Source organism: Actinotalea subterranea, assembly GCF_008364845.1.
Lineage (GTDB): Bacteria > Actinomycetota > Actinomycetes > Actinomycetales > Cellulomonadaceae > Actinotalea > Actinotalea subterranea.
Genome location: NZ_VTTP01000002.1, coordinates 195328 through 215441 on the forward strand (window position 1 = coordinate 195328; position 20114 = coordinate 215441).

At 72.4% G+C, this 20114-nt stretch carries 16 protein-coding genes; 13 read left to right on the forward strand and 3 right to left on the reverse strand.

Annotated elements, in window-relative coordinates; genetic code table 11:
• Positions 1–129: 129 nt before the first annotated feature.
• From FZ988_RS03900 to FZ988_RS03945, 10 genes are all read left to right on the forward strand, one after another.
• A complete protein-coding gene (locus tag FZ988_RS03900; RefSeq protein ID WP_149203070.1) occupies positions 130–2379 on the forward strand; it encodes a carbon starvation CstA family protein in 2250 nt (749 codons plus the stop codon).
• On the forward strand, positions 2376–2621 hold the full coding sequence (locus FZ988_RS03905) for a CstA-like transporter-associated (seleno)protein (protein WP_246169191.1): 246 nt from the start codon (positions 2376–2378) through the stop codon (positions 2619–2621). Before FZ988_RS03900 ends, FZ988_RS03905 begins: the two co-directional genes overlap by 4 nt.
• A gap of 306 nt (positions 2622–2927) precedes the next feature.
• Positions 2928–4805 (forward strand): acetolactate synthase large subunit, encoded by a 1878-nt coding sequence (locus FZ988_RS03910; protein ID WP_149202702.1) that lies wholly within the window; start codon positions 2928–2930, stop codon positions 4803–4805.
• A gap of 85 nt (positions 4806–4890) precedes the next feature.
• The gene (gene ilvN / locus FZ988_RS03915; RefSeq protein WP_149202703.1) at positions 4891–5415 is read left to right on the forward strand and encodes an acetolactate synthase small subunit; all 525 of its coding nucleotides are present in this window, start codon (positions 4891–4893) and stop codon (positions 5413–5415) included.
• Between the two features lie 46 nt (positions 5416–5461).
• Positions 5462–6490, forward strand: a complete 1029-nt coding sequence (ilvC, locus tag FZ988_RS03920) for a ketol-acid reductoisomerase (RefSeq protein ID WP_149202704.1) — start codon at positions 5462–5464, stop codon at positions 6488–6490.
• 141 nt (positions 6491–6631) lie between these two features.
• Positions 6632–7675, forward strand: coding sequence for a 3-isopropylmalate dehydrogenase (locus tag FZ988_RS03925; protein ID WP_149202705.1), 1044 nt, complete (start codon positions 6632–6634; stop codon positions 7673–7675).
• Positions 7676–7756: 81 nt separating this feature from the next.
• A complete protein-coding gene (locus FZ988_RS03930; RefSeq protein ID WP_149202706.1) occupies positions 7757–8872 on the forward strand; it encodes a branched-chain amino acid aminotransferase in 1116 nt (371 codons plus the stop codon).
• A 420-nt stretch (positions 8873–9292) separates the two neighbouring features.
• On the forward strand, positions 9293–10927 hold the full coding sequence (cimA, locus tag FZ988_RS03935) for a citramalate synthase (protein WP_149202707.1): 1635 nt from the start codon (positions 9293–9295) through the stop codon (positions 10925–10927).
• 43 nt (positions 10928–10970) lie between these two features.
• Complete coding sequence (gene ilvD, locus FZ988_RS03940) at positions 10971–12821, forward strand: dihydroxy-acid dehydratase (protein WP_149202708.1); 1851 nt, start codon at positions 10971–10973, stop codon at positions 12819–12821.
• A 79-nt stretch (positions 12822–12900) separates the two neighbouring features.
• Positions 12901–14418 carry a hypothetical protein gene (locus FZ988_RS03945; protein WP_149202709.1) on the forward strand — a complete coding sequence of 506 codons (1518 nt, stop codon included), beginning with the start codon at positions 12901–12903 and terminating at the stop codon, positions 14416–14418.
• 28 nt (positions 14419–14446) lie between these two features.
• On the opposite strand, the gene FZ988_RS03950 is transcribed toward FZ988_RS03945, so the two are convergent.
• Both FZ988_RS03950 and FZ988_RS03955 read right to left on the reverse strand, forming a co-directional pair.
• Positions 14447–15076 (reverse strand): class I SAM-dependent methyltransferase, encoded by a 630-nt coding sequence (locus tag FZ988_RS03950; protein WP_149202710.1) that lies wholly within the window; start codon positions 15074–15076, stop codon positions 14447–14449.
• A gap of 66 nt (positions 15077–15142) precedes the next feature.
• The gene (locus FZ988_RS03955; protein ID WP_246169192.1) at positions 15143–16201 is read right to left on the reverse strand and encodes a glutathione S-transferase family protein; all 1059 of its coding nucleotides are present in this window, start codon (positions 16199–16201) and stop codon (positions 15143–15145) included.
• A 108-nt stretch (positions 16202–16309) separates the two neighbouring features.
• Here FZ988_RS03955 and lplAB point away from each other — a divergent pair, with 108 nt between their 5' ends.
• Together lplAB and FZ988_RS03965 are read left to right on the forward strand one after the other, a co-directional pair.
• The gene (lplAB, locus tag FZ988_RS03960) at positions 16310–17359 is read left to right on the forward strand and encodes a lipoate-protein ligase LplAB (protein WP_149202712.1); all 1050 of its coding nucleotides are present in this window, start codon (positions 16310–16312) and stop codon (positions 17357–17359) included.
• 132 nt (positions 17360–17491) lie between these two features.
• The gene (locus FZ988_RS03965; protein ID WP_149202713.1) at positions 17492–18811 is read left to right on the forward strand and encodes an LCP family protein; all 1320 of its coding nucleotides are present in this window, start codon (positions 17492–17494) and stop codon (positions 18809–18811) included.
• A gap of 48 nt (positions 18812–18859) precedes the next feature.
• On the opposite strand, the gene FZ988_RS03970 is transcribed toward FZ988_RS03965, so the two are convergent.
• Positions 18860–19603 (reverse strand): YggS family pyridoxal phosphate-dependent enzyme, encoded by a 744-nt coding sequence (locus FZ988_RS03970; protein ID WP_149202714.1) that lies wholly within the window; start codon positions 19601–19603, stop codon positions 18860–18862.
• 84 nt (positions 19604–19687) lie between these two features.
• Here FZ988_RS03970 and FZ988_RS03975 point away from each other — a divergent pair, with 84 nt between their 5' ends.
• Positions 19688–20086 (forward strand): YccF domain-containing protein, encoded by a 399-nt coding sequence (locus FZ988_RS03975; RefSeq protein ID WP_149202715.1) that lies wholly within the window; start codon positions 19688–19690, stop codon positions 20084–20086.
• The last annotated feature ends 28 nt before the right edge of the window (positions 20087–20114 follow it).

The window sequence follows — 20114 nt, forward strand, 5'->3', positions numbered from 1 at the left end:
CGTCCGGCGGACGCAGGACGCGCGCGCGGGCACGGCGAGTCTGGGCGTATGCTGACCCGCGTCACGTCGCTGATGACGCTGGCCGCACGGTGCGGGGCGCGGGCGTGGCATGACGTCGAGGAGGACGTGATGGCCGACCAGGGCACGGTCGAACTGCTGCGCACCGATCCCCAGGACCCACCCGTGGGTGTCGTCGACCGGACTCCCGCGTCGCCCGTCGCGCGCCTGGTGCTCGTCGCGGTCGCCGTCCTCGGAGCCGTGGCCTGGACCATGATCGCGACCGCGCGGGGCGAGACGGTCAACGCGGTCTGGTTCGTGTTCGCGGCCGTCGCGACGTACGTCATCGGCTACCGCTTCTACGCACGCCTCGTCGAGCAGAAGATCGTGCGGCCGCGCGACGACCGGGCGACACCGGCCGAGGTCCACGAGAACGGCCACGACTTCCTGCCGACCGATCGCCGCGTGCTCTTCGGGCACCACTTCGCGGCCATCGCGGGCGCAGGTCCGCTCGTCGGCCCGGTCCTCGCGGCCCAGATGGGCTACCTGCCGGGCACGATCTGGATCATCATCGGCGCGGTCCTGGGCGGTGCGGTCCAGGACTACCTCGTGCTCGCGATCTCGTCGCGTCGCCGGGGCCGCAGCCTGGGCCAGATGGTCCGTGACGAGATGGGCCGGTTCGGCGGCGTCGCGGGCCTGCTGGGCGTCTTCGCCATCATGATCATCATCATCGCCGTGCTCGGCCTCGTCGTCGTCAACGCGCTCGCCGAGAGCCCCTGGGGCGTCTTCTCGATCGCGATGACCATCCCGATCGCGCTGTTCATGGGCCTCTACCTGCGGCTGTGGCGACCGGGCAAGGTGAGCGAGGTCTCCGTCATCGGCGTGGTGCTGCTCCTCGCGGCGATCGTCGCGGGCGGCTGGGTCGCCGAGACGGACTGGGGTCAGGACTGGTTCACGCTCAGCAAGGTCGCGCTCGCCTGGTGGCTCGTCGCGTACGGGTTCGCGGCGTCGGTGCTTCCCGTGTGGCTCCTCCTGGCGCCGCGCGACTACCTGTCGACGTTCATGAAGGTCGGCACGATCGTGCTGCTCGCGGTCGGGATCCTCCTGGTGCGGCCCGAGGTCCAGGCACCCGCGCTCTCGCCGTTCGCGCTCGAGGGGACGGGGCCGGTGTTCGCCGGCTCGCTCTTCCCCTTCCTGTTCATCACGATCGCGTGCGGGGCGCTGTCCGGCTTCCACTCGCTCATCGCGTCGGGCACGACGCCGAAGCTGCTCGAGAAGGAGAGCCAGGCGCGCCTCATCGGGTACGGCGGCATGCTGACGGAGTCGTTCGTCGCGATCATGGCGCTCATCACGGCGGTCGTCATCGACCAGAACCTCTACTTCGTGATGAACGCACCGGGGACGCTCACGGGTGGCACCGCCGAGGCCGCCGCGCAGTACGTCAACGGGCTGGGTCTGACGGGTGCGGGCATCACGCCCGAGCAGATCACGGCTGCGGCCGAGAACGTGGGGGAGGAGTCGATCATCTCCCGCACGGGTGGGGCCCCCACCCTGGCCTTCGGCATGGCGCAGGTGCTCGCGAGCGCGATCGGCGGATCCACGATGGCGTCGTTCTGGTACCACTTCGCGATCATGTTCGAGGCGCTCTTCATCCTCACGACCGTCGACGCCGGAACCCGTGTCGCGCGCTTCATGCTCTCGGACACCCTCGGCAACCTCCCCGGTGGTGCCCGGCGGTTCAAGGACCCGTCGTGGCGCGTCGGCGCCTGGGTGTGCTCCGCGCTCGTGGTCGCGGGGTGGGGCGCGATCCTGCTCATGGGCGTCACGGACCCGCTCGGCGGGATCAACACGCTGTTCCCGCTGTTCGGCATCGCGAACCAGCTCCTGGCGGCGATCGCGCTGACCCTCGTCATGGTGGTCGTGGTCAAGAGGGGGCTGCTGCGGTGGGCCTGGATCCCCGGCCTGCCGCTCGCGTGGGACCTCGTGGTCACGATGACGGCCTCGTACCAGAAGATCTTCTCGAGCGACCCGCGGCTCGGGTACTGGGCGCAGCACAACGCCTTCCGGCAGGCCCAGGCCGACGGCGCCGAGACGTTCGGCTCCGCGCAGTCGCCCGAGGCGATCGCCGCGGTCGTGCGCAACACGTTCGTCCAGGGGACGCTCTCGGTCGTCTTCGCGGTGCTCGTCCTCGCGGTCGTCCTGGCGGGGATCCGCGTCATGGTCCGTGCGGTCCGGGCGGGCGGTCTGCCGACGTCGGAGGAGCCCGACGTGCCGTCGCACATCTTCGCGCCGCGTGGCCTCGTCCCGAGCGCGGCCGAGCGAGAGGTCGAGGCGCAGTGGCGCGAGCACGTCACCGCCGGGGCCACGGCGGACCGCCAGTGAGCGGCGGGAGCTCCGGGAGCGTCGGGAGCCCCGTCTGGGCCGGCGGCGCGATGCGTCGAGCCGTGCGGGCCGCGCGAGCCGTGCGCTGGTACGCAGCGTCGGTCCTGGGGGAGCGGGACTACGAGCGCTACGTGGCGCACCTCGCCCGCACGCACCCGGGCGAGGTGCCCGTGCCGGTCGCGCAGTACTGGCGTGAGCGGCACGCGGCCGCGGACCGGCAGCCGGGGGCGCGGTGCTGCTGAGGTGAGCGGGACGGCGGGACGAGGCGGGGCCGGTGCGGGCAGGCCGGCCCCGCCCCGCACGGCGTCTCGTTCTGCGATCGCGTGAGCCACGATGTGAGACGGGCGGGAGTCTGCGTGACACGGCCGCCTACGGAGGCGTAGGCTGCCCACGTGCAGACCACCCTCGTAGTACTTACCTAGGCGCCGGCCGACAGCCCAGCCAGGTCTCGTCCGCGCGCACCCCTCACCAGCCCACCTGACGGGCCGAGGGGTTTTTTCATGTCAGGACCCAGCATCACCCTTCAGCACCGAGCAGGGAGAGCAACGATGGTCCAGGGTCCCCACCCGGCAGCCCCCGCTGGAACCGGTCGTGCGTCGACGGCGCCCCGCCCGCAGGCCGTCGCGGCCTCGCCGGCCGACGTCGTACGGCCCGCGCCGGCGCTCGTCGGGCAGGGCGAGGAGGTCACGGGCGCGCAGTCGATCGTGCGTTCCCTCGAGGCCGCGGGGGTCGACACCGTCTTCGGGATCCCCGGCGGCGCGATCCTGCCGACGTACGACCCGCTCATGGACTCGAAGGTCCTGCGCCACATCCTCGTGCGGCACGAGCAGGGCGCCGGCCACGCGGCCGAGGGGTACGCCTACACGAGCGGCAAGGTCGGCGTGTGCATGGCGACCTCGGGCCCCGGGGCGACGAACCTCGTCACCGCGATCGCCGACGCGAACATGGACTCCGTGCCGATGGTCGCGATCACGGGCCAGGTCGGTGCGTCGATGATCGGCACCGACGCCTTCCAGGAGGCCGACATCGTCGGCATCACCCTGCCGATCACCAAGCACAACTACCTGGTCACGGACGCCGACGAGATCCCCAAGATCATCGCCCAGGCGTTCCACATCGCGCAGTCGGGCCGGCCCGGGCCCGTGCTCGTGGACATCGCCAAGTCCGCGATGCAGGCGCGGACGACGTTCACGTGGCCCGAGTCGGTCGACCTCCCGGGCTACCACCCGGTGACCAAGCCTCACGCGAAGCAGATCCGCGAGGCCGCCCGGCTGCTGGCGACCGCGCGTCGGCCCGTCCTGTACGTGGGCGGCGGCGCGGTGCGTGCCGGCGCGAGCGCAGAGCTCAGGCGGCTCACGGACGCCTCGGGCGCCCCCGTCGTGACGACGCTCATGGCCCGCGGCGCGCTGCCCGACTCCCACCCGCAGAACCTCGGGATGCCCGGCATGCACGGCACCGTGCCGGCCGTCGCCGCGCTGCAGAAGGCCGACCTCGTGGTCGCGCTCGGTGCACGCTTCGACGACCGGGTGACGGGCAAGCTGTCCTCGTTCGCGCCGCACGCGACGATCGTGCACGCGGACATCGACCCGGCCGAGATCGGCAAGAACCGCCGGGTCGACGTGCCCATCGTCGGCGACCTCAAGGAGGTCATCGCGGACCTGCTCCCCGAGCTGGCCCGTGAGCACATGCAGCACGGCAAGCCCGACCTGGGCGCGTGGTGGCGGCAGATCGACGACTGGCGCGAGACGTTCCCGCTGGGGTTCACCGAGCCCGAGGACGGGCACCTCGCGCCCCAGCACGTCATCCGACGCATCGGCGAGATCGCCGGCCCCGAGGCCGTGTACGTCGCGGGCGTGGGTCAGCACCAGATGTGGGCGGCGCAGTTCATCCGGTACGAGCGTCCCAACGCCTGGCTCAACTCCGGGGGGCTCGGCACCATGGGCTACTCGGTGCCCGCCGCGATGGGCGCGAAGGTCGGTGACCCCTCGCGCACCGTCTGGTCGATCGACGGCGACGGCTGCTTCCAGATGACCAACCAGGAGCTCGCGACCTGCGCGATCAACAACATCCCGATCAAGGTCGCCGTCATCAACAACTCCTCGCTCGGCATGGTCCGCCAGTGGCAGACCCTGTTCTACGAGTCGCGGTACTCGAACACCGACCTGCACACGGGCCACGGCACCGTGCGCATCCCGGACTTCGTCAAGCTCGCGGACGCGTACGGGTGCGTCGGTCTGCGCTGCGAGACGGCGGCCGACGTCGACGCCACGATCCAGCGTGCGATGGAGATCGACGACCAGCCCGTCGTCGTGGACTTCACGGTCTCGCGCGACGCGATGGTGTGGCCCATGGTCGCCGCCGGTGTCAGCAACGACGAGATCCAGTACGCGCGGGGCATCAGCCCGGCGTGGGACCGGGAGGAGTAGTGCGCGCCACGAACCCCGCGGTCGGTCCGGCCCTGCTCGACGCGGCACCGCAGCCGCGCTCCACGTCCTCGGAAGAAGGTGCAGCATGACCAGGCACACGCTGTCGGTGCTCGTCGAGAACAAGCCGGGCGTGCTGACGCGGGTCGCGGGCCTCTTCGCCCGCCGCGCGTTCAACATCCACTCGCTCGCGGTGGGCCCGACGGAGCACGACGAGATCTCGCGGATCACCGTCGTCGTCGACGTCGACGAGCTGCCCCTCGAGCAGGTGACCAAGCAGCTCAACAAGCTCATCAACATCATCAAGATCGTCGAGCTCGAGCCCGACGCCTCGGTCCAGCGCGAGCTGCTGCTGGTCAAGGTCCGCGCCGAGCCCGCGATCCGCTCGCACGTCCTCGAGGTCGTGCAGCTGTTCCGCGCGCACGTCGTCGACGTGGTCCCCGACGCCGTGACGATCGAGGCCACGGGCGGCCCGGGCAAGCTCGAGGCGCTGCTCGCGGCGCTCGAGCCGTTCGGCATCCGCGAGATCGTGCAGTCCGGCACCGTCGCGATCGGGCGGGGCTCCCGCTCCATCACCGACCGAGCGCTGGAACGCGCGAGCCGGTCCGCCTGACATCCAGCAGACTTCCCAGATCACCGAGAACAAGGAGACAACCGACGTGGCTGAGCTGTTCTACGACGACGACGCCGACCTGTCCATCATCGCCGGCCGCAAGGTCGCCGTCATCGGCTACGGCAGCCAGGGGCACGCGCACGCGCTCAACCTCCGTGACTCGGGCGTCGACGTCCGCGTCGGCCTGCGTGAGGGCTCGCCCTCCCGTGCGAAGGCCGAGGAGCAGGGCCTGCGCGTGGTGACCGTTGCCGAGGCCGTCCAGGAGGCCGACGTCGTCGTCGTCCTGGCGCCCGACCAGGTGCAGCGGCACGTCTACCGCGACGAGATCGCCCCGAACCTGCGCGAGGGCGCCACCCTCGTGTTCGGCCACGGGTTCAACATCCGGTTCGGCTACATCACGCCGGCGGACGGCGTCGACGTGGTCATGGTCGCCCCGAAGGGCCCCGGTCACCTCGTGCGCCGCGAGTACGAGCAGGGCCGTGGGGTCCCGGTCATCGTCGCCGTCGAGCAGGACGCGACGGGTGGTGCGTGGCAGCTCGCGCTCTCCTACGCCCGGGCGATCGGTGGCCTGCGCGCCGGCGGCATCAAGACGACGTTCACCGAGGAGACGGAGACGGACCTCTTCGGCGAGCAGGCCGTGCTGTGCGGTGGCGCGTCCCAGCTGGTCCAGTACGGGTTCGAGGTGCTGACCGAGGCGGGCTACCAGCCCGAGGTCGCGTACTTCGAGGTGCTGCACGAGCTCAAGCTCATCGTCGACCTCATGGTCGAGGGCGGCATCGCGAAGCAGCGCTGGAGCGTCTCGGACACCGCGGAGTACGGCGACTACGTCTCCGGCCCGCGCGTCATCTCGCCGGTCGTCAAGGAGAACATGAAGGCCGTGCTCGCGGACATCCAGTCCGGGGCGTTCGCGGAGCGCTTCATCGCGGACCAGGACGCGGGTGCGCCCGAGTTCAAGGAGCTCCGCGCCAAGGGCGAGGCGCACCCGATCGAGGCGACGGGCCGCGAGCTGCGCAAGATGTTCTCGTGGATCAAGCCGGCCGACTCGGACTACGTCGAGGGCCACGCCGGCCGCTGACGCGGTCACGGACGTGCGGTGCGGGCGGGGGGACGGTCGTCCTCCCGCCCGCGCTGGCGTCCGGGCTCCGTCGGGCGCCCACGGCGGTCAAGGAGTGAGACGCCCGTCCCGCCTGATGGGATCGGGAGTAGGGTCGCGATCATGACTCGCAGCATCAGGCTCGCCGTCGTCGCAGGTGACGGGATCGGTACCGAGGTCGTCGAGCAGGGCCTCCGCGTCCTCGACGCCGCCCTTGCCGGCTCGGACGTCGCCGTGGCCACCACCGAGCTCGACCTCGGGGCGCGCCGCTGGCACGCGACCGGGGAGACCCTCACGGACGCCGACCTCGCCACGGTGCGCGAGCACGACGCGATCCTCCTGGGCGCCATCGGCGACCCGGGGGTGCCCTCGGGCGTCCTCGAGCGCGGCCTCCTGCTGCGCCTGCGCTTCGAGCTCGACCACTACGTGAACCTGCGACCGGCGCGGCTCTACCCCGGGGTGCGGTCACCGCTCGCCGAGCCCGGCGAGGTGGACTTCGTCGTCGTGCGCGAGGGCACCGAAGGGCCGTACGTCGGCAACGGCGGGTCGATCCGCACGGGCACGCCCCACGAGGTCGCCAACGAGGTCAGCGTGAACACGGCGTTCGGCGTCGAGCGCGTGGTGCGTGACGCGTTCGCCCGCGCGCAGGCCCGGCCGCGCAAGCACCTCACGCTCGTCCACAAGCACAACGTGCTGGTGCACGCGGGTCACCTGTGGCGCCGCACGGTCGAGGCCGTCAACGCGGACTTCCCGGACGTGACCACCGACTACCTGCACGTCGACGCCGCGACCATCTTCATGACGACCAAGCCGTCGCGCTTCGACGTGATCGTCACGGACAACCTCTTCGGCGACATCCTCACGGACCAGGCCGCCGCCATCACGGGCGGCATCGGCCTCGCCGCGTCGGGGAACATCAACCCCGACCGCACCACGCCGTCGATGTTCGAGCCCGTGCACGGCTCCGCGCCCGACATCGCGGGCCAGGGCAAGGCGGACCCGACGGCGACGGTGCTCAGCGTCAGCATGCTGCTCGCGCACCTCGGCCTCGACGAGGCCGGCGCCCGCGTCGAGGCGGCCGTCGGGGCCGACCTGGCCGAGCGGGGCGACCGAGTACGGTCGACGGCCGAGGTCGGGACCGAGCTCGCGGCGCGCGTCGCCGGCTGAGCCGCGTTCCTCGTCGGCCGTCACCACCGGTACCGTCAGACCGAGCGCCTCGGTCGCCGCCTGGTGAAAGGACCCCCCGACATGAGCACCACCGCAACCGACCTCAGCCCCGCAGCCGCGGCGTTCGACGTGCGCCCCACGGACGTGCCGCTCGCCGATGCAGAGCGTGAGGCCCTCATGGCCTCCCCGACGTTCGGCACCGTCTTCACCGACCACATGGCGCGCGTCACCTGGACGGCCGACGCAGGCTGGCACGACCGTCGCGTCGAGAAGCACGGGCCGCTCCTGCTGAGCCCCGCCTCGGCCGTGCTGCACTACGGCCAGGAGGTCTTCGAGGGACTCAAGGGCTACCGGCACGCGGACGGCTCGGTGTGGACGTTCAGGCCGCAGGCCAACGCCGCACGCTTCCAGGCCTCGGCGCGCCGCCTCGCGCTGCCCGAGCTCCCCGTCGAGGACTTCCTGGGCTCGATCGAGGCGCTCGTCCGCGCCGACCGCGCGTGGGTCCCGTCGGGCGAGGAGACGAGCCTGTACCTGCGCCCGTTCATGTACGCGTCCGAGACGTTCCTCGGGGTGAGGCCCTCGCGCGAGGCCGAGTACGTCGTGATCGCGTCGCCGGTCGGGCCGTACTTCTCGGGTGGTGTGAAGCCCGTGTCGATCTGGGTCGCCCAGGACTACCACCGTGCGGGTCCCGGGGGCACGGGGGCAGCCAAGTGCGGGGGCAACTACGCCGCGAGCCTGCTCCCGCAGCAGGCGGCCTACGCGCAGGGGTGCGAGCAGGTGTGCTTCCTCGACGCGGCGACGAACACCTTCCTCGAGGAGCTCGGGGGCATGAACGTGTTCGTCGTGCTCGCCTCGGGCGAGGTCGTCACGCCGGGCCTGAACGGGTCCATCCTCGAGGGCGTCACGCGCTCCTCGATCCTCACGCTCCTGCAGGAGGCGGGCCACGCGGTCACCGAGCGCCCGGTCCCGCTCGCCGAGCTGCTCGACGGCCTCGCGGACGGGACGGTCACCGAGGTGTTCGCCTGCGGCACAGCGGCCGTGGTCACGCCGATCGGGCGTCTCGCGGGCGACGGGTTCGACCTGACGGTCGCCGGCGGAGCCACCGGCGCGGTCACCTCCGCGGTGCGCACGCGCCTGACGGACATCCAGTACGGGCGCACGCCGGACTCCCACGGCTGGATGCACCGGCTCGTCTGAGCCGCATCCCGAGGGACGTGCGACGAGGGCCTGGCGCCACGGCGTCGGGCCCTCGCCCGTGCCGGCCGGATGCCGGCCCCGGGGGCGGCCGTCTGAGGGGTGGACGGGTTCTTCTCGCCGGTCGGACCGTGTGGCATGATGCCCGCGTGACCCAGCTCACCCTCATTATCGAGTAGCGCGTTCGGCCCACCACCGCCGAACGCGCAGACCTCCCGATCCTCGGGGGGTCTTTTTGTTGGTCCGGGCACCACCCCCGCCCGTCCCGACACCGTCGCCCACCCGGCGCCACCCCTGCCGGAGCCCTCAGCCGCACCGAGCGTGGGCGACGCATGCTTCGATGAAGACGCTGCACCTCGACGACGCTGCACCTCGAACCCGACGCCGGCCCACGCCGCCGTCGGCACGACGAAGAGAGCCACCGTGGACACCACGTCCTTCGACGTCTACGACACCACCCTGCGCGACGGCGCGCAGCAGGAGGGCATGAACCTGTCCGTCGCGGACAAGCTCCTCATCGCGCCGCTGCTCGACGAGCTGGGTGTCGGGTTCATCGAGGGCGGCTGGCCCGGTGCGATCCCCAAGGACACCGAGTTCTTCAAGCGTGCCGCGAAGGAGCTGGACCTGCGCAACGCGGAGCTCGCCGCGTTCGGCGCGACACGCAAGGCCGGCGCGAAGACGCACGAGGACGCCCAGGTGCGCGCGCTGCTCGACTCCGAGGCGCCGGTGGTCACGCTCGTCGCGAAGTCGGACGTCCGGCACGTGGAGCGCGCGCTGAGGACGACGCCGCAGGAGAACCTCGCGATGATCCGCGACACCGTCTCCTACCTGCGCGGCGAGGGTCGGCGCGTGATCCTCGACGCCGAGCACTTCTTCGACGGCTTCCGGTACGACCCCGGGTACGCGCTGAGCGCCGTCGTGACGGCCTTCGAGGCCGGCGCCGAGACGGTCTGCCTGTGCGACACCAACGGCGGGATGCTCCCGGACTGGGTCCACGAGGTCGTCGGGCGGGTCGGTGCCGAGACCGACGGCCGCCTGGGCATGCACGCGCACAACGACTCCGGCTGCGCTGTCGCGAACACCCTCGCGGCGGTCGCCGCCGGCGCTGCGCACGTGCAGGGCTGCGTCAACGGCTACGGGGAGCGCACGGGCAACGCCGACCTCGGTGCGGTCGTGGCCAACCTCCAGCTCAAGCTCGGCCGTGACGTCCTGACCGGCCGCGGCCTGCGGGAGCTCACACGCATCTCGCACGCCATCTCCGAGATCACCAACATCGCGCCGTTCGCGCGCCAGCCGTACGTGGGCGCGAGCGCGTTCGCGCACAAGGCAGGCCTGCACGCGTCCGCCATCAAGGTGGACCCGGACATGTACCAGCACGCCGACCCGGTCGCCGTGGGCAACGACATGCGGATGCTCATCTCCGACATGGCCGGGCGCGCGTCCATCGAGCTCAAGGGCCGCGAGCTGGGCTTCGACCTCGCGGGCCAGGGCGACCTGCTCACCCGTGTGACCAACCGCGTCAAGGACGCCGAGGCCCAGGGCTACACGTACGACGCCGCCGACGCGTCGTTCGAGCTCATGCTGCGTGAGGAGCTCGACGGGCGGCGCCCCGCGTACTTCTGCACGGAGTCGTGGCGCGTGTTCGTCGAGACGACGCCCGGCAAGCCGACGGAGACCAACGCCGAGGCGACGGTCAAGATGCACGTCGGCGGGTCCCGCATGCTCGCGACGGCCGAGGGGAACGGCCCGGTCAACGCGCTGGACGCCGCGCTCCGCAAGGCCGTCGCGCCGACCTACCCCGAGATCGACCGGTTCGAGCTCATCGACTTCAAGGTCCGCATCCTCGACACCGAGCAGGGCACCGACGCGGTCACGCGCGTGCTCGTCGAGACGATGGACAGCGGCGCCGAGGCCACGTGGATGACCGTCGGCGTCGGGCCCAACATCATCGAGGCGTCGTGGGAGGCCCTCGTCGACTCGATCGTGTACGGCCTGCTGCGCGCCGGCACGCCGAACCGTTCCGAGACGCCCGACGGCGTCACCACCGACTGCGACTAGCGTCGCCCCCGCGTCACCGTCGCGTCACCGAGGAGGCACCCCCATGCCCGAGCTCCGCTCCAGGACCGTCACCCACGGCCGCAACATGGCCGGAGCGCGCGCCCTGCTGCGCGCGGCAGGCGTCGCGGACGCGGACATCGGCAAGCCGATCGTCGCCGTGGCCAACTCGTTCACGGAGTTCGTCCCCGGGCACACCCACCTGGCGCCCGTCGGCCGCATCGTGAGCGAGGCGGTCCACGCCGCCGGGGGCGTGGCGCGCGAGTTCAACACGATCGCGGTCGACGACGGCATCGCGATGGGGCACGGCGGGATGCTGTACTCCCTGCCGAGCCGCGACCTGATCGCCGACTCCGTCGAGTACATGGTCAACGCGCACCGCGCGGACGCGCTCGTGTGCATCTCCAACTGCGACAAGATCACGCCGGGGATGCTCATGGCGGCCCTGCGCCTAAACATCCCTGCCGTGTTCGTCTCCGGCGGGCCGATGGAGGGCGGCCGCACCGTCCTCGTCGACGGGACGGTCCGCACCCGCATGCACCTGATCGACGCGATGGTCGACGGCGTCTCGGAGTCGGTGAGCGACGAGGACCTCGCGCGCGTCGAGGCCAACGCCTGCCCGACGTGCGGCTCCTGCTCCGGGATGTTCACCGCGAACTCGATGAACTGCCTGCTCGAGGCGCTGGGCCTCGCGCTGCCCGGCAACGGCTCGGTCCTCGCGACGCACACCGCCCGGCGTGCCCTGTACGAGCGCGCCGGGGCGAGGGCCGTCGAGCTCGCGGAGCGGTGGTACGCGCGGGACGACGCCTCGGTGCTGCCGCGCAACGTGGCCACGCGGGCGGCCTTCGAGAACGCGATGGCGCTGGACGTGGCCATGGGCGGCTCCACGAACACGGTGCTGCACATCCTCGCGGCGGCGCGCGAGGCCGAGCTGGACTTCACGATGGCGGACATCGACGCGATCTCGCGGCGGGTCCCGTGCGTCTCCAAGATCGCGCCCAACGGGAGCTTTCTGATGGAGGACGTGCACCGCGCCGGCGGCATCCCCGCGATCCTCGGCGAGCTGCACCGCGCGGGCCTGCTCCGCGAGGACGTGCACGCCGTCCACGCCCCGTCGCTCGACGTGTGGCTCAAGGACTGGGACATCAGGGGCGGGTCGCCGTCGGCGGAGGCGGTCGAGCTGTTCCATGCCGCGCCGGGCGGGGTGCGGTCGTCGTCGGCGTTCTCCCAGTCGGAGCGGTGGGAGTCGCTCGACGAGGACGCGGCGCGCGGCTGCATCCGGGACGTCGCCCACGCGTACTCCGCGGACGGCGGCCTCGCGGTCCTCTCCGGGAACCTCGCCGTCGACGGGTGCGTCGTCAAGACGGCCGGCGTCGCCGAGTCGGCGCTGACGTTCACCGGCCCCGCTGTCGTCGTCGAGTCCCAGGAGGAGGCGGTCGAGGCGATCCTCACCGACCGGGTGCGGGCGGGCGACGTCGTGGTCGTGCGGTACGAGGGGCCCGCGGGCGGGCCCGGCATGCAGGAGATGCTCTACCCGACCACGTACATCAAGGCCAAGGGCCTCGGCGCCGTCTGCGCGCTGATCACGGACGGGCGCTTCTCCGGCGGCACGAGCGGCCTGTCGATCGGTCACGTGTCGCCCGAGGCCGCGTCGGGCGGCGTGATCGCGCTCGTCGAGGACGGCGACGTCGTCGAGATCGACATCCCGGCCCGGCGGATCGAGCTGCGTGTGGCCGACGACGTGCTCGCCGCGCGCCGCGCCGCGCTCGAGGCCGCCGGCGGGTACCGGCCGCGTGCTCGGGAGCGCGAGGTCTCACCTGCGCTGCGCGCCTACGCGGCCCTCGCGACGTCGGCCGACAAGGGTGCGGTGCGCGACGTCGAACGGCTCACGCGCTGAGCAGCCGTCGCCTGACCTGCGGTGCGATCCGGTAGGGTCGCGCCGCCCAGACGACCGTCCTTGCCCCGGGGGGAGCGCTGTGACCGTAGGTGACCATGAGAGCGCGCCGTCCCGGCGTCCCGACCTGTCGGTGCTGCGGCCGTGGCTCGTGGCGGGTCTCGGCGTGGTGGGCGTGGTCTGGGGCTGGCGGGCCGGCCTGACCTGGCCGTACGTGGTCGGGCTGGTCGTGGCCGTGATCGGCGCCCTGAGGATCCTGCGGGACCGGCGGGACCTGCGGCCCCTGGCACTCGCCGGGCTGGTCGGGCTCGTCGCGCTCCTCGGCGTGGGCGGCCCGTGGCTCGGTGCCCGCCTGGCGTACGCGCCCGTGGGGGTCGAGGCACCGGCGTCGGTCGAGTCGTTCTCGCACTACGTCACCACCGTCGACGGCGGGCCCGTGCTCCTGTGGGACGACGCGCTCGTCGCGCTGGACGAGGACGGCGCCGAGGCGTGGACGTCCGTGGCCGACGGCGTGCGGCGCCTCTGGTCCGTCTCCGAGGACCGGCTCGTCACGCTGGGCTACGAGGCGCTGTCCGCCACCGGTACGGACGGTGCGGACCTCTGGTCCCGTCCGCTCGACGCCGACGCCGAGGTCGAGTACGACGTCGTCGCCATGGGGGAGCGCGTGGTCGTGCTGCGCTCCTGCACGACGTCGCAGGAGGGGTCACCCGCCCAGTGCACGTGGGCTGGAGTCGACGTCGACTCCGGCGACACCGTGTGGCAGACGTCGGGGACCTGGGCCGCGGGGTGGTCCGCGGTCGGGCGCCCGCTCTGGGACGACTACGTCTCGGCGGTCCCGTCGTCGCTCGTCGTGGTCCGCGGTGCCTCCGGGACGCTCGACGTCCACGACGCGACCACGGGCGACGTGGTCCAGACCCTGCCCGACGACGGCCGCGCACCGGTTCTCGTGGGCGGTGAGCTCCTCCTGGTGCAACAGAGCGGCGACTGCTCCGTCTCCCTGATGCGCGACGGTGAGCCCGTGTGGGCCACCGAGCTCGACTGCGCGCGGTGGCCCGAGCTCGAGCACGAGCTCACGACGCCGGGCGTGGTGGTCTCCGGCGAGCTCTGGACGCGGCCCGCCGAGGAGACGGGTACGGTCGTCGTCGACCTCGCGGACGGCACGGTGCGCTACGAGGGCTTCAGCTACTGGGCGCAGTGGTTCCCCTACGGAGAGTTCGACGCCGACCGAGAGCCCGTCCACGTGCTCGGTGCCGGCGTCCAGGTCGACGTCGACCCCGGTGGGCTGACCGTGCGCGACCCGGGCAGCGATGAGCGCCTGTGGTCCCTCGCGACACGTGGCGACGACATCCGGTCGCTCCAGCTGGACGGCGAGGTGCTGGTCCTGACCCGCTACACCCGCCCCCTCCTGCTGCACGAGTGGCTTGCGCCGCAGGACCCTGACCACGTCGCGGTCGACGTGTACGACGTCCGCACGGGTGAGCGGCGTGCGAGCGCGCGCCCGGAGGCCTACCCGTGGTCGCCGCTGCTCGCGGGCGACCGCGTCGTGCTCGACGTCGCGGACCTCGACGGACGCGTGACGCTGCGCATCATCGGCGGCTGAGAGGCCGGTCGGCCGCTCGACGGACGGCTCAGGCGTGGGGGCGCCGCGCGACGACGTGGAAGACGTGCCAGTGCTTGGGGCCCGTGTAGGCGCTGCCGTCGGCGTCCTCCTCGGTCCAGCTCACGACCTCCAGGCCGTTCAGGAGCTCCCGCGCCTCGTCGGCCGTGTGGAACGTCATCTCCGGATCGCCGTACGCGTCGTCGTGCGGGCCGAACAGCTGGCACGCGAGCACGGCGCCGGGCCGCAGGGCCGCGCGCACGGCCGCCCACACGCGGTCGAAGTGCGCGGGCCCGCAGTACGGCAGGGAGTACGAGGCGTGGACGAGGTCGGCGTCGGGCAGCGCGTCGAGCTCGCCGTAGTCCACGCGGCGGACGTGCAGGCGCTGACGTGCCCCGGTCGGCGTGCGAGCGACGAGGCGATCCAGCGCGGCGCCCTCGCCGTCCAGGGCGTGCACCGTCCACCCCTGCTCGAGCAGCGCGGTCACCTCGACCCCTTCGCCGCAGCCGACGTCCACGGCGACACGCCCGCTTCCCGGGACCTCCTCGACGGGCCGGTCGGCCCGGCCCGCGACCGCGTCCAGGGCCGCGCCGAGCGAGGCCCTCGGCGGCCGGCCGGCCTGCGCTGCGTTGTACTCGTCCCAGCTGATGTCGTGCGGCACGGCGCGACCCTAGCGCGAGCGTGGCCCTGCGAGCGCGCAGGTCAGAGGCTGATCGCACCGCCGACGTCAGCCCAGCGGGGTGTGCCCGGGGTCGACCCGCTCGCCGTCGGGCACCGGCCCGGGTGGTGTGCCGTCGCCGAAGGGCCGGCCGCCGAGCCGTTCCCGGCCGTGCGCGGCGACCCATCCGGACAGGTCCGGCCCGAGCGGAACGATGCCCGTCGGGTTGATGTCCCGGTGCACCACGTAGTAGTGCTCCTTGATCTGGGCGAAGTCGACGGTGTCGCCGAAGCCGGGGGTCTGGAAGAGGTCGCGCGCGTAGGCCCAGAGCGCCGGCATCTCGGTGAGCCTGTTCCGGTTGCACTTGAAGTGCCCGTGGTAGACGGCGTCGAACCGGACCAGGGTCGTGAAGAGCCGCACGTCCGCCTCGGTGATCGTCTCGCCGACGAGGTACCGCTGCCCGCTCAGCCGCTCCTCGAGCCAGTCCAGCCCGTCCCAGAGGCTGCGGTACGCGGCCTCGTACGCACCCTGGTCGCCCGCGAACCCGCACCGGTACACGCCGTTGTTGACCTTGGCGTAGACCCGGCGGTTGACCTGGTCGATCTCCGTGCGCAGGTGCTCGGGGTACAGGTCGGGCGCGCCGGGCCGGTGGTGGGCCGTCCACTCGAGCTCGAGGTCGAGGGTGATCTGCGCGAAGTCGTTGGTCACGACGGCGCCGGAGGTGACGTCGACGACGGCCGGGACGGTGATGCCGCGCGGGTAGTGGGGGTCGCGTGCGAGGTAGGCGTCCCGGAGGCGCTCGATGCCCAGCACGGGGTCGCGGCCGCCGGGGTCGAGGTCGAACGTCCACGACCGCTCGTCGTGGGTCGGGCCGGCGAGGCCCATCGACAGGACGCCCTCGAGCCCGAGGAGCCGCCGCACGATGATGGCGCGGTTGGCCCACGGGCAGGCACGCGCGGCGACGAGGCGGTACCGGCCCGGCTCTACGGGGTAGCCGTCGCGGCCGTCGGCCGTGATGCGCGTCGTGAGGTAGCGGCTGTCCCGCGAGTACTCCTGGCCGGGGACCGTGTACGTGCCCTGCTCGGTGTGCTCGGTGTGCTCGGTGTGCTCGGGTCGGTCGGCGTCCACGTCGTCTCCCTCGCCTGGTGCCCGCGTGCGCCCGCCTGGTGGTGGGTCCGCACCCCATGTGATCATGCGACTGCCCTGCTTCGCCCGACGAGGTCATAGGATGATTTCATGCGCGGTGAGTACAAGGTCCCCGGTGGCAAGCTGGTCGCGGTCGACGTCGAGGTCGCCGACGGCAGGATCAGCCGGGCCGCCGTCAGCGGCGACTTCTTCCTGGAGCCCGACGACGCCCTCGAGAGCATCGACGGCGCGCTGCTGGGGATGCCTGAGACGGCGACGGTCGCGCAGCTGACCCAGGTGATCACGAGCGTCCTGTCGGACGACGTCACGATGGTCGGCTTCAGCCCGGAGGCCGTCGCGGTCGCCGTCCGTCGCGCGCTCGGTCACGCGTCCCGGTGGGAGGACCACGAGTTCGAGGTCGTGCACGAGGGGCCGCAGTCGCCCGCGATGCACATGGCGCTCGACCAGGTGCTCGCGGAGGAGGTCGGCGAGGGCCACCGCCGGCCCACGCTGCGCATCTGGGAGTGGGGGGCGCCGGCCGTCGTCATCGGCTCGTTCCAGTCGCTGCGCAACGAGGTCGACCCGGAGGGGGCCGAGCGCCACGGGATCACCGTGGTGCGCCGCATCTCCGGGGGCGGTGCCATGTTCATCGAGCCCGGGAACACAATCACCTACTCGCTGACCGTGCCGGCGTCCCTGGTCGAGGGGCTCAGCTTCGAGCGTTCGTACGCGTTCCTCGACGACTGGGTTCTTGGTGCGCTCGGGGGCCTGGGCATCGACGCCACCTACGTGCCGCTCAACGACATCGCGTCGCCCGCCGGCAAGATCGCCGGCGCCGCGCAGAAGCGCATGGCCAACGGCGCGGTGCTGCACCACGTGACGATGGCGTACGACATCGACGCCACGAAGATGCTCGAGGTGCTGCGCATCGGCCGCGAGAAGATGTCGGACAAGGGCACCAAGAGCGCGAACAAGCGGGTCGACCCCCTGCGCTCGCAGACGGGCATGCCGCGGGCCGACGTCATCGAGGCGTTCAAGGAGCACTTCCGCTCGCGCTACCGGACGGTCGAGGGCGCGGTCACCGACGACGAGCGGCGTCGGGCCGAGGCGCTCGTCGCCGAGAAGTTCGCGACGGCGGAGTGGACCGCGCGGGTGCCATGACCTGCACTGATGCATTCGGGTGACGTGACGGTGAAGGTCCACACGACCTTCACGACGCGCGCACAGGAGTGCGCCCAGGGGTGGGCCTGCCCCTCGTAGAGTGCGCACGTCCCGCCGAGAAGGAGCGCTCTCATGCCCGTCGACCAGGCTGCGCGGCATGCACGCACCCGCAACCGTCGCCCGCGTCACCTGCGCGAGGTCGCGCTCACGCTGACCGCCGTCCTCGCCTTCGGTGGCTCGGCGGCGGCGTTCACGGTCGCACGCTGGCACGGGAACGTGACGTCCGTCGGCTCGATCGACGACCTGGTGGTCCCGGCGTCCGCGCCGGGGTCGTCGGCCAGCCCGACGCCCGTGACCGCCGATGACGCCCTTGCGGGCCGTGCCGTCACGATCCTCCTGCTCGGCTCCGACGACCGGTCCGGGGAGAACGGCGAGATCGGCGGGACCGTGGACGGCATGCGCGCGGACACCACGATGATCGTGCACGTCTCGGCCGACCGGACCCGGGTCGAGGTCGCGTCGATCCCGCGCGACAGCAAGGCGAGCATCCCCGCGTGCCACCTCGACTGGGACCCGGAGGGTCGCATGTCCCGGCCGCAGACCGCCAAGTTCAACGCGGCCTTCGCGACGGGCGCGGGTGGCGGCGACGTGGGGCTCGGTGCGGCCTGCGCGATCTCGACGGTGCAGACGATGACCGGCCTCACGGTCGACGCGTTCGCGCTCGTGGACTTCGCCGGCTTCCAGGGCATGGTCGACGCGATCGGCGGTGTGCGCGTGTGTGTCCCCGAGCCGCTCAAGGACGGGCGCTACACGGCGCTGAACCTCTCCGCAGGCTGGCACGACCTCCAGGGTGCCGAGGCGCTCGACTACGTCCGCGCCAGGCACGTCCAGGGCACCGACGGGACGGACCCGAGCCGCATCGAGCGGCAGCAGCGCTTCGTCGGCGCCGTCGTCCGCAAGGTCACGTCGTCGGACGTCCTGACCAGCCCCCTGGCCCTCGGCGGCTTCCTCGACGCGGCCACGAGCGCGCTCACGGTCTCCGAGGAGCTTTCCTCGCCCGCGACGCTCCTCGGCCTCATCTGGAGCGTCCGTGACCTGCGCCCGGCCGACGTGACGTTCGTGACCGTCCCGTGGGCGTACGGCGCCAACGGGTACGTGACGTGGACGTCCGACGCCGACCTGCTGTGGCAGCGCCTCGCCGCCGACGAGCCGGTCAACGGCACACCCCCGCCGCCCGCCGACCCTGTGGCCGACCCGACCGCCGGGGCCGGTCAGACGACGCCGCCCGCGACGGGGACGGCGCCGCCGGCGACCGGGACCACGCCGCCCGCGACGGGCACCCCGGACGCGGGTACGCCGGCGACCGGAACCGAGGGCGCGCCGGTCACGCCGCCCGAGCCGGACTTCGTGGTCCAGACGGGCGAGGACCCGGACGAGGTGCTCTGCGGCTGAGCCGTTGGTGCAGCCGAACCGCAGGCGCGGCCGCACCACCGCGTCACCTCAGGGCCGCGGGCGGGCCCCGAACACGGCCGTCCCGAGGCGGACGACGGTCGCGCCCTCCGCGACGGCGGCCTCGAGGTCCCCGCTCATGCCCATGGACAGCTCGCACGCGTGCTCGGTGCCGTCCGCACCGCTCGCGAGGACCGCGTCCCGCACCTGACGCAGCAGGGCGTAGCCGGCCCGGACGACCCCGAGGTCCGGCGAGTTCGCCCCGACCGTCATGAACCCGGTGAGCCGTAGGCCGTCGAGCCCAGCCACCTGGAGCGCGAGCGGCACGGCGTCGTCGGGCGCGGCGCCCGCCTTGGTCGTCTCGCCGGAGACGTTGACCTGCAGCATGACCTCGAGCGTGCGCCCTGAGGCGACGGCCCGCTCCGCGAGGCGCCGGGCGAGGTCGAGCGAGGCGACGGTCTGGACGCACGCCGCGTGGCGCAGCACCGCGTTGACCTTGTTGGACTGCAGGGGACCGATGAAGTGCCAGGTGGGCGCCAGGTCGGCGAGCGCGGGCGCCTTGGCGACGAGCTCCTGCGCGCGGTTCTCGCCGAGGATCGCGCTCCGGGCGCCCGTCGTCGCGCAGGCCTGGGCGTCCGCCTGCACGGCCTCACGCACGACGTCGGCAGGCAGAGTCTTGGTCGCGAGGAGCAGCCGCACGCTGCCGGGCTCACGCAGGGCTGCGACCTCGGCGCGGCGGAGGCGTTCGCGGGCCTCGGCGAGCGCGGGCCCGACCCCGCGACCCTGGTGCTCCATGGTCCGTCACCCTAGTGCGGCTCAGGGACGAGTCAGGACTCTCCCTGATACCGCTCGCGGCGGGGGAGCGGCAGAGTCGTTGACGTGAACACGCTGCTCAACGTCATCTGGCTCGTCTTCGCCGGCTTCTGGCTCGCGGTCGGGTATGTGCTCGCCGGGATCCTGTGCTGCGTGCTCATCGTGACCATCCCGTTCGGCATCGCGTCGTTCCGCATCGCGGGCTACGTGCTGTGGCCGTTCGGCCGGACGGTCGTGGACCGGCCCGACGCGGGCGCCTGGTCGACGATCGGCAACGTCATCTGGCTCCTGGTGGCCGGGTTCTGGCTGGCCATCGGGCACGTCCTGACCGCGATCCCGCTGTTCATCTCGATCATCGGGATCCCGATGGGCATCGCGAACCTCAAGCTCGTCCCCGTCTCGCTCATGCCGCTGGGCAAGGAGATCGTTACGACGGACCGGTGGATGGCCGCCTACGGCCGCTGACCGCCGCCTACGGCCGCTGACGAGCGTC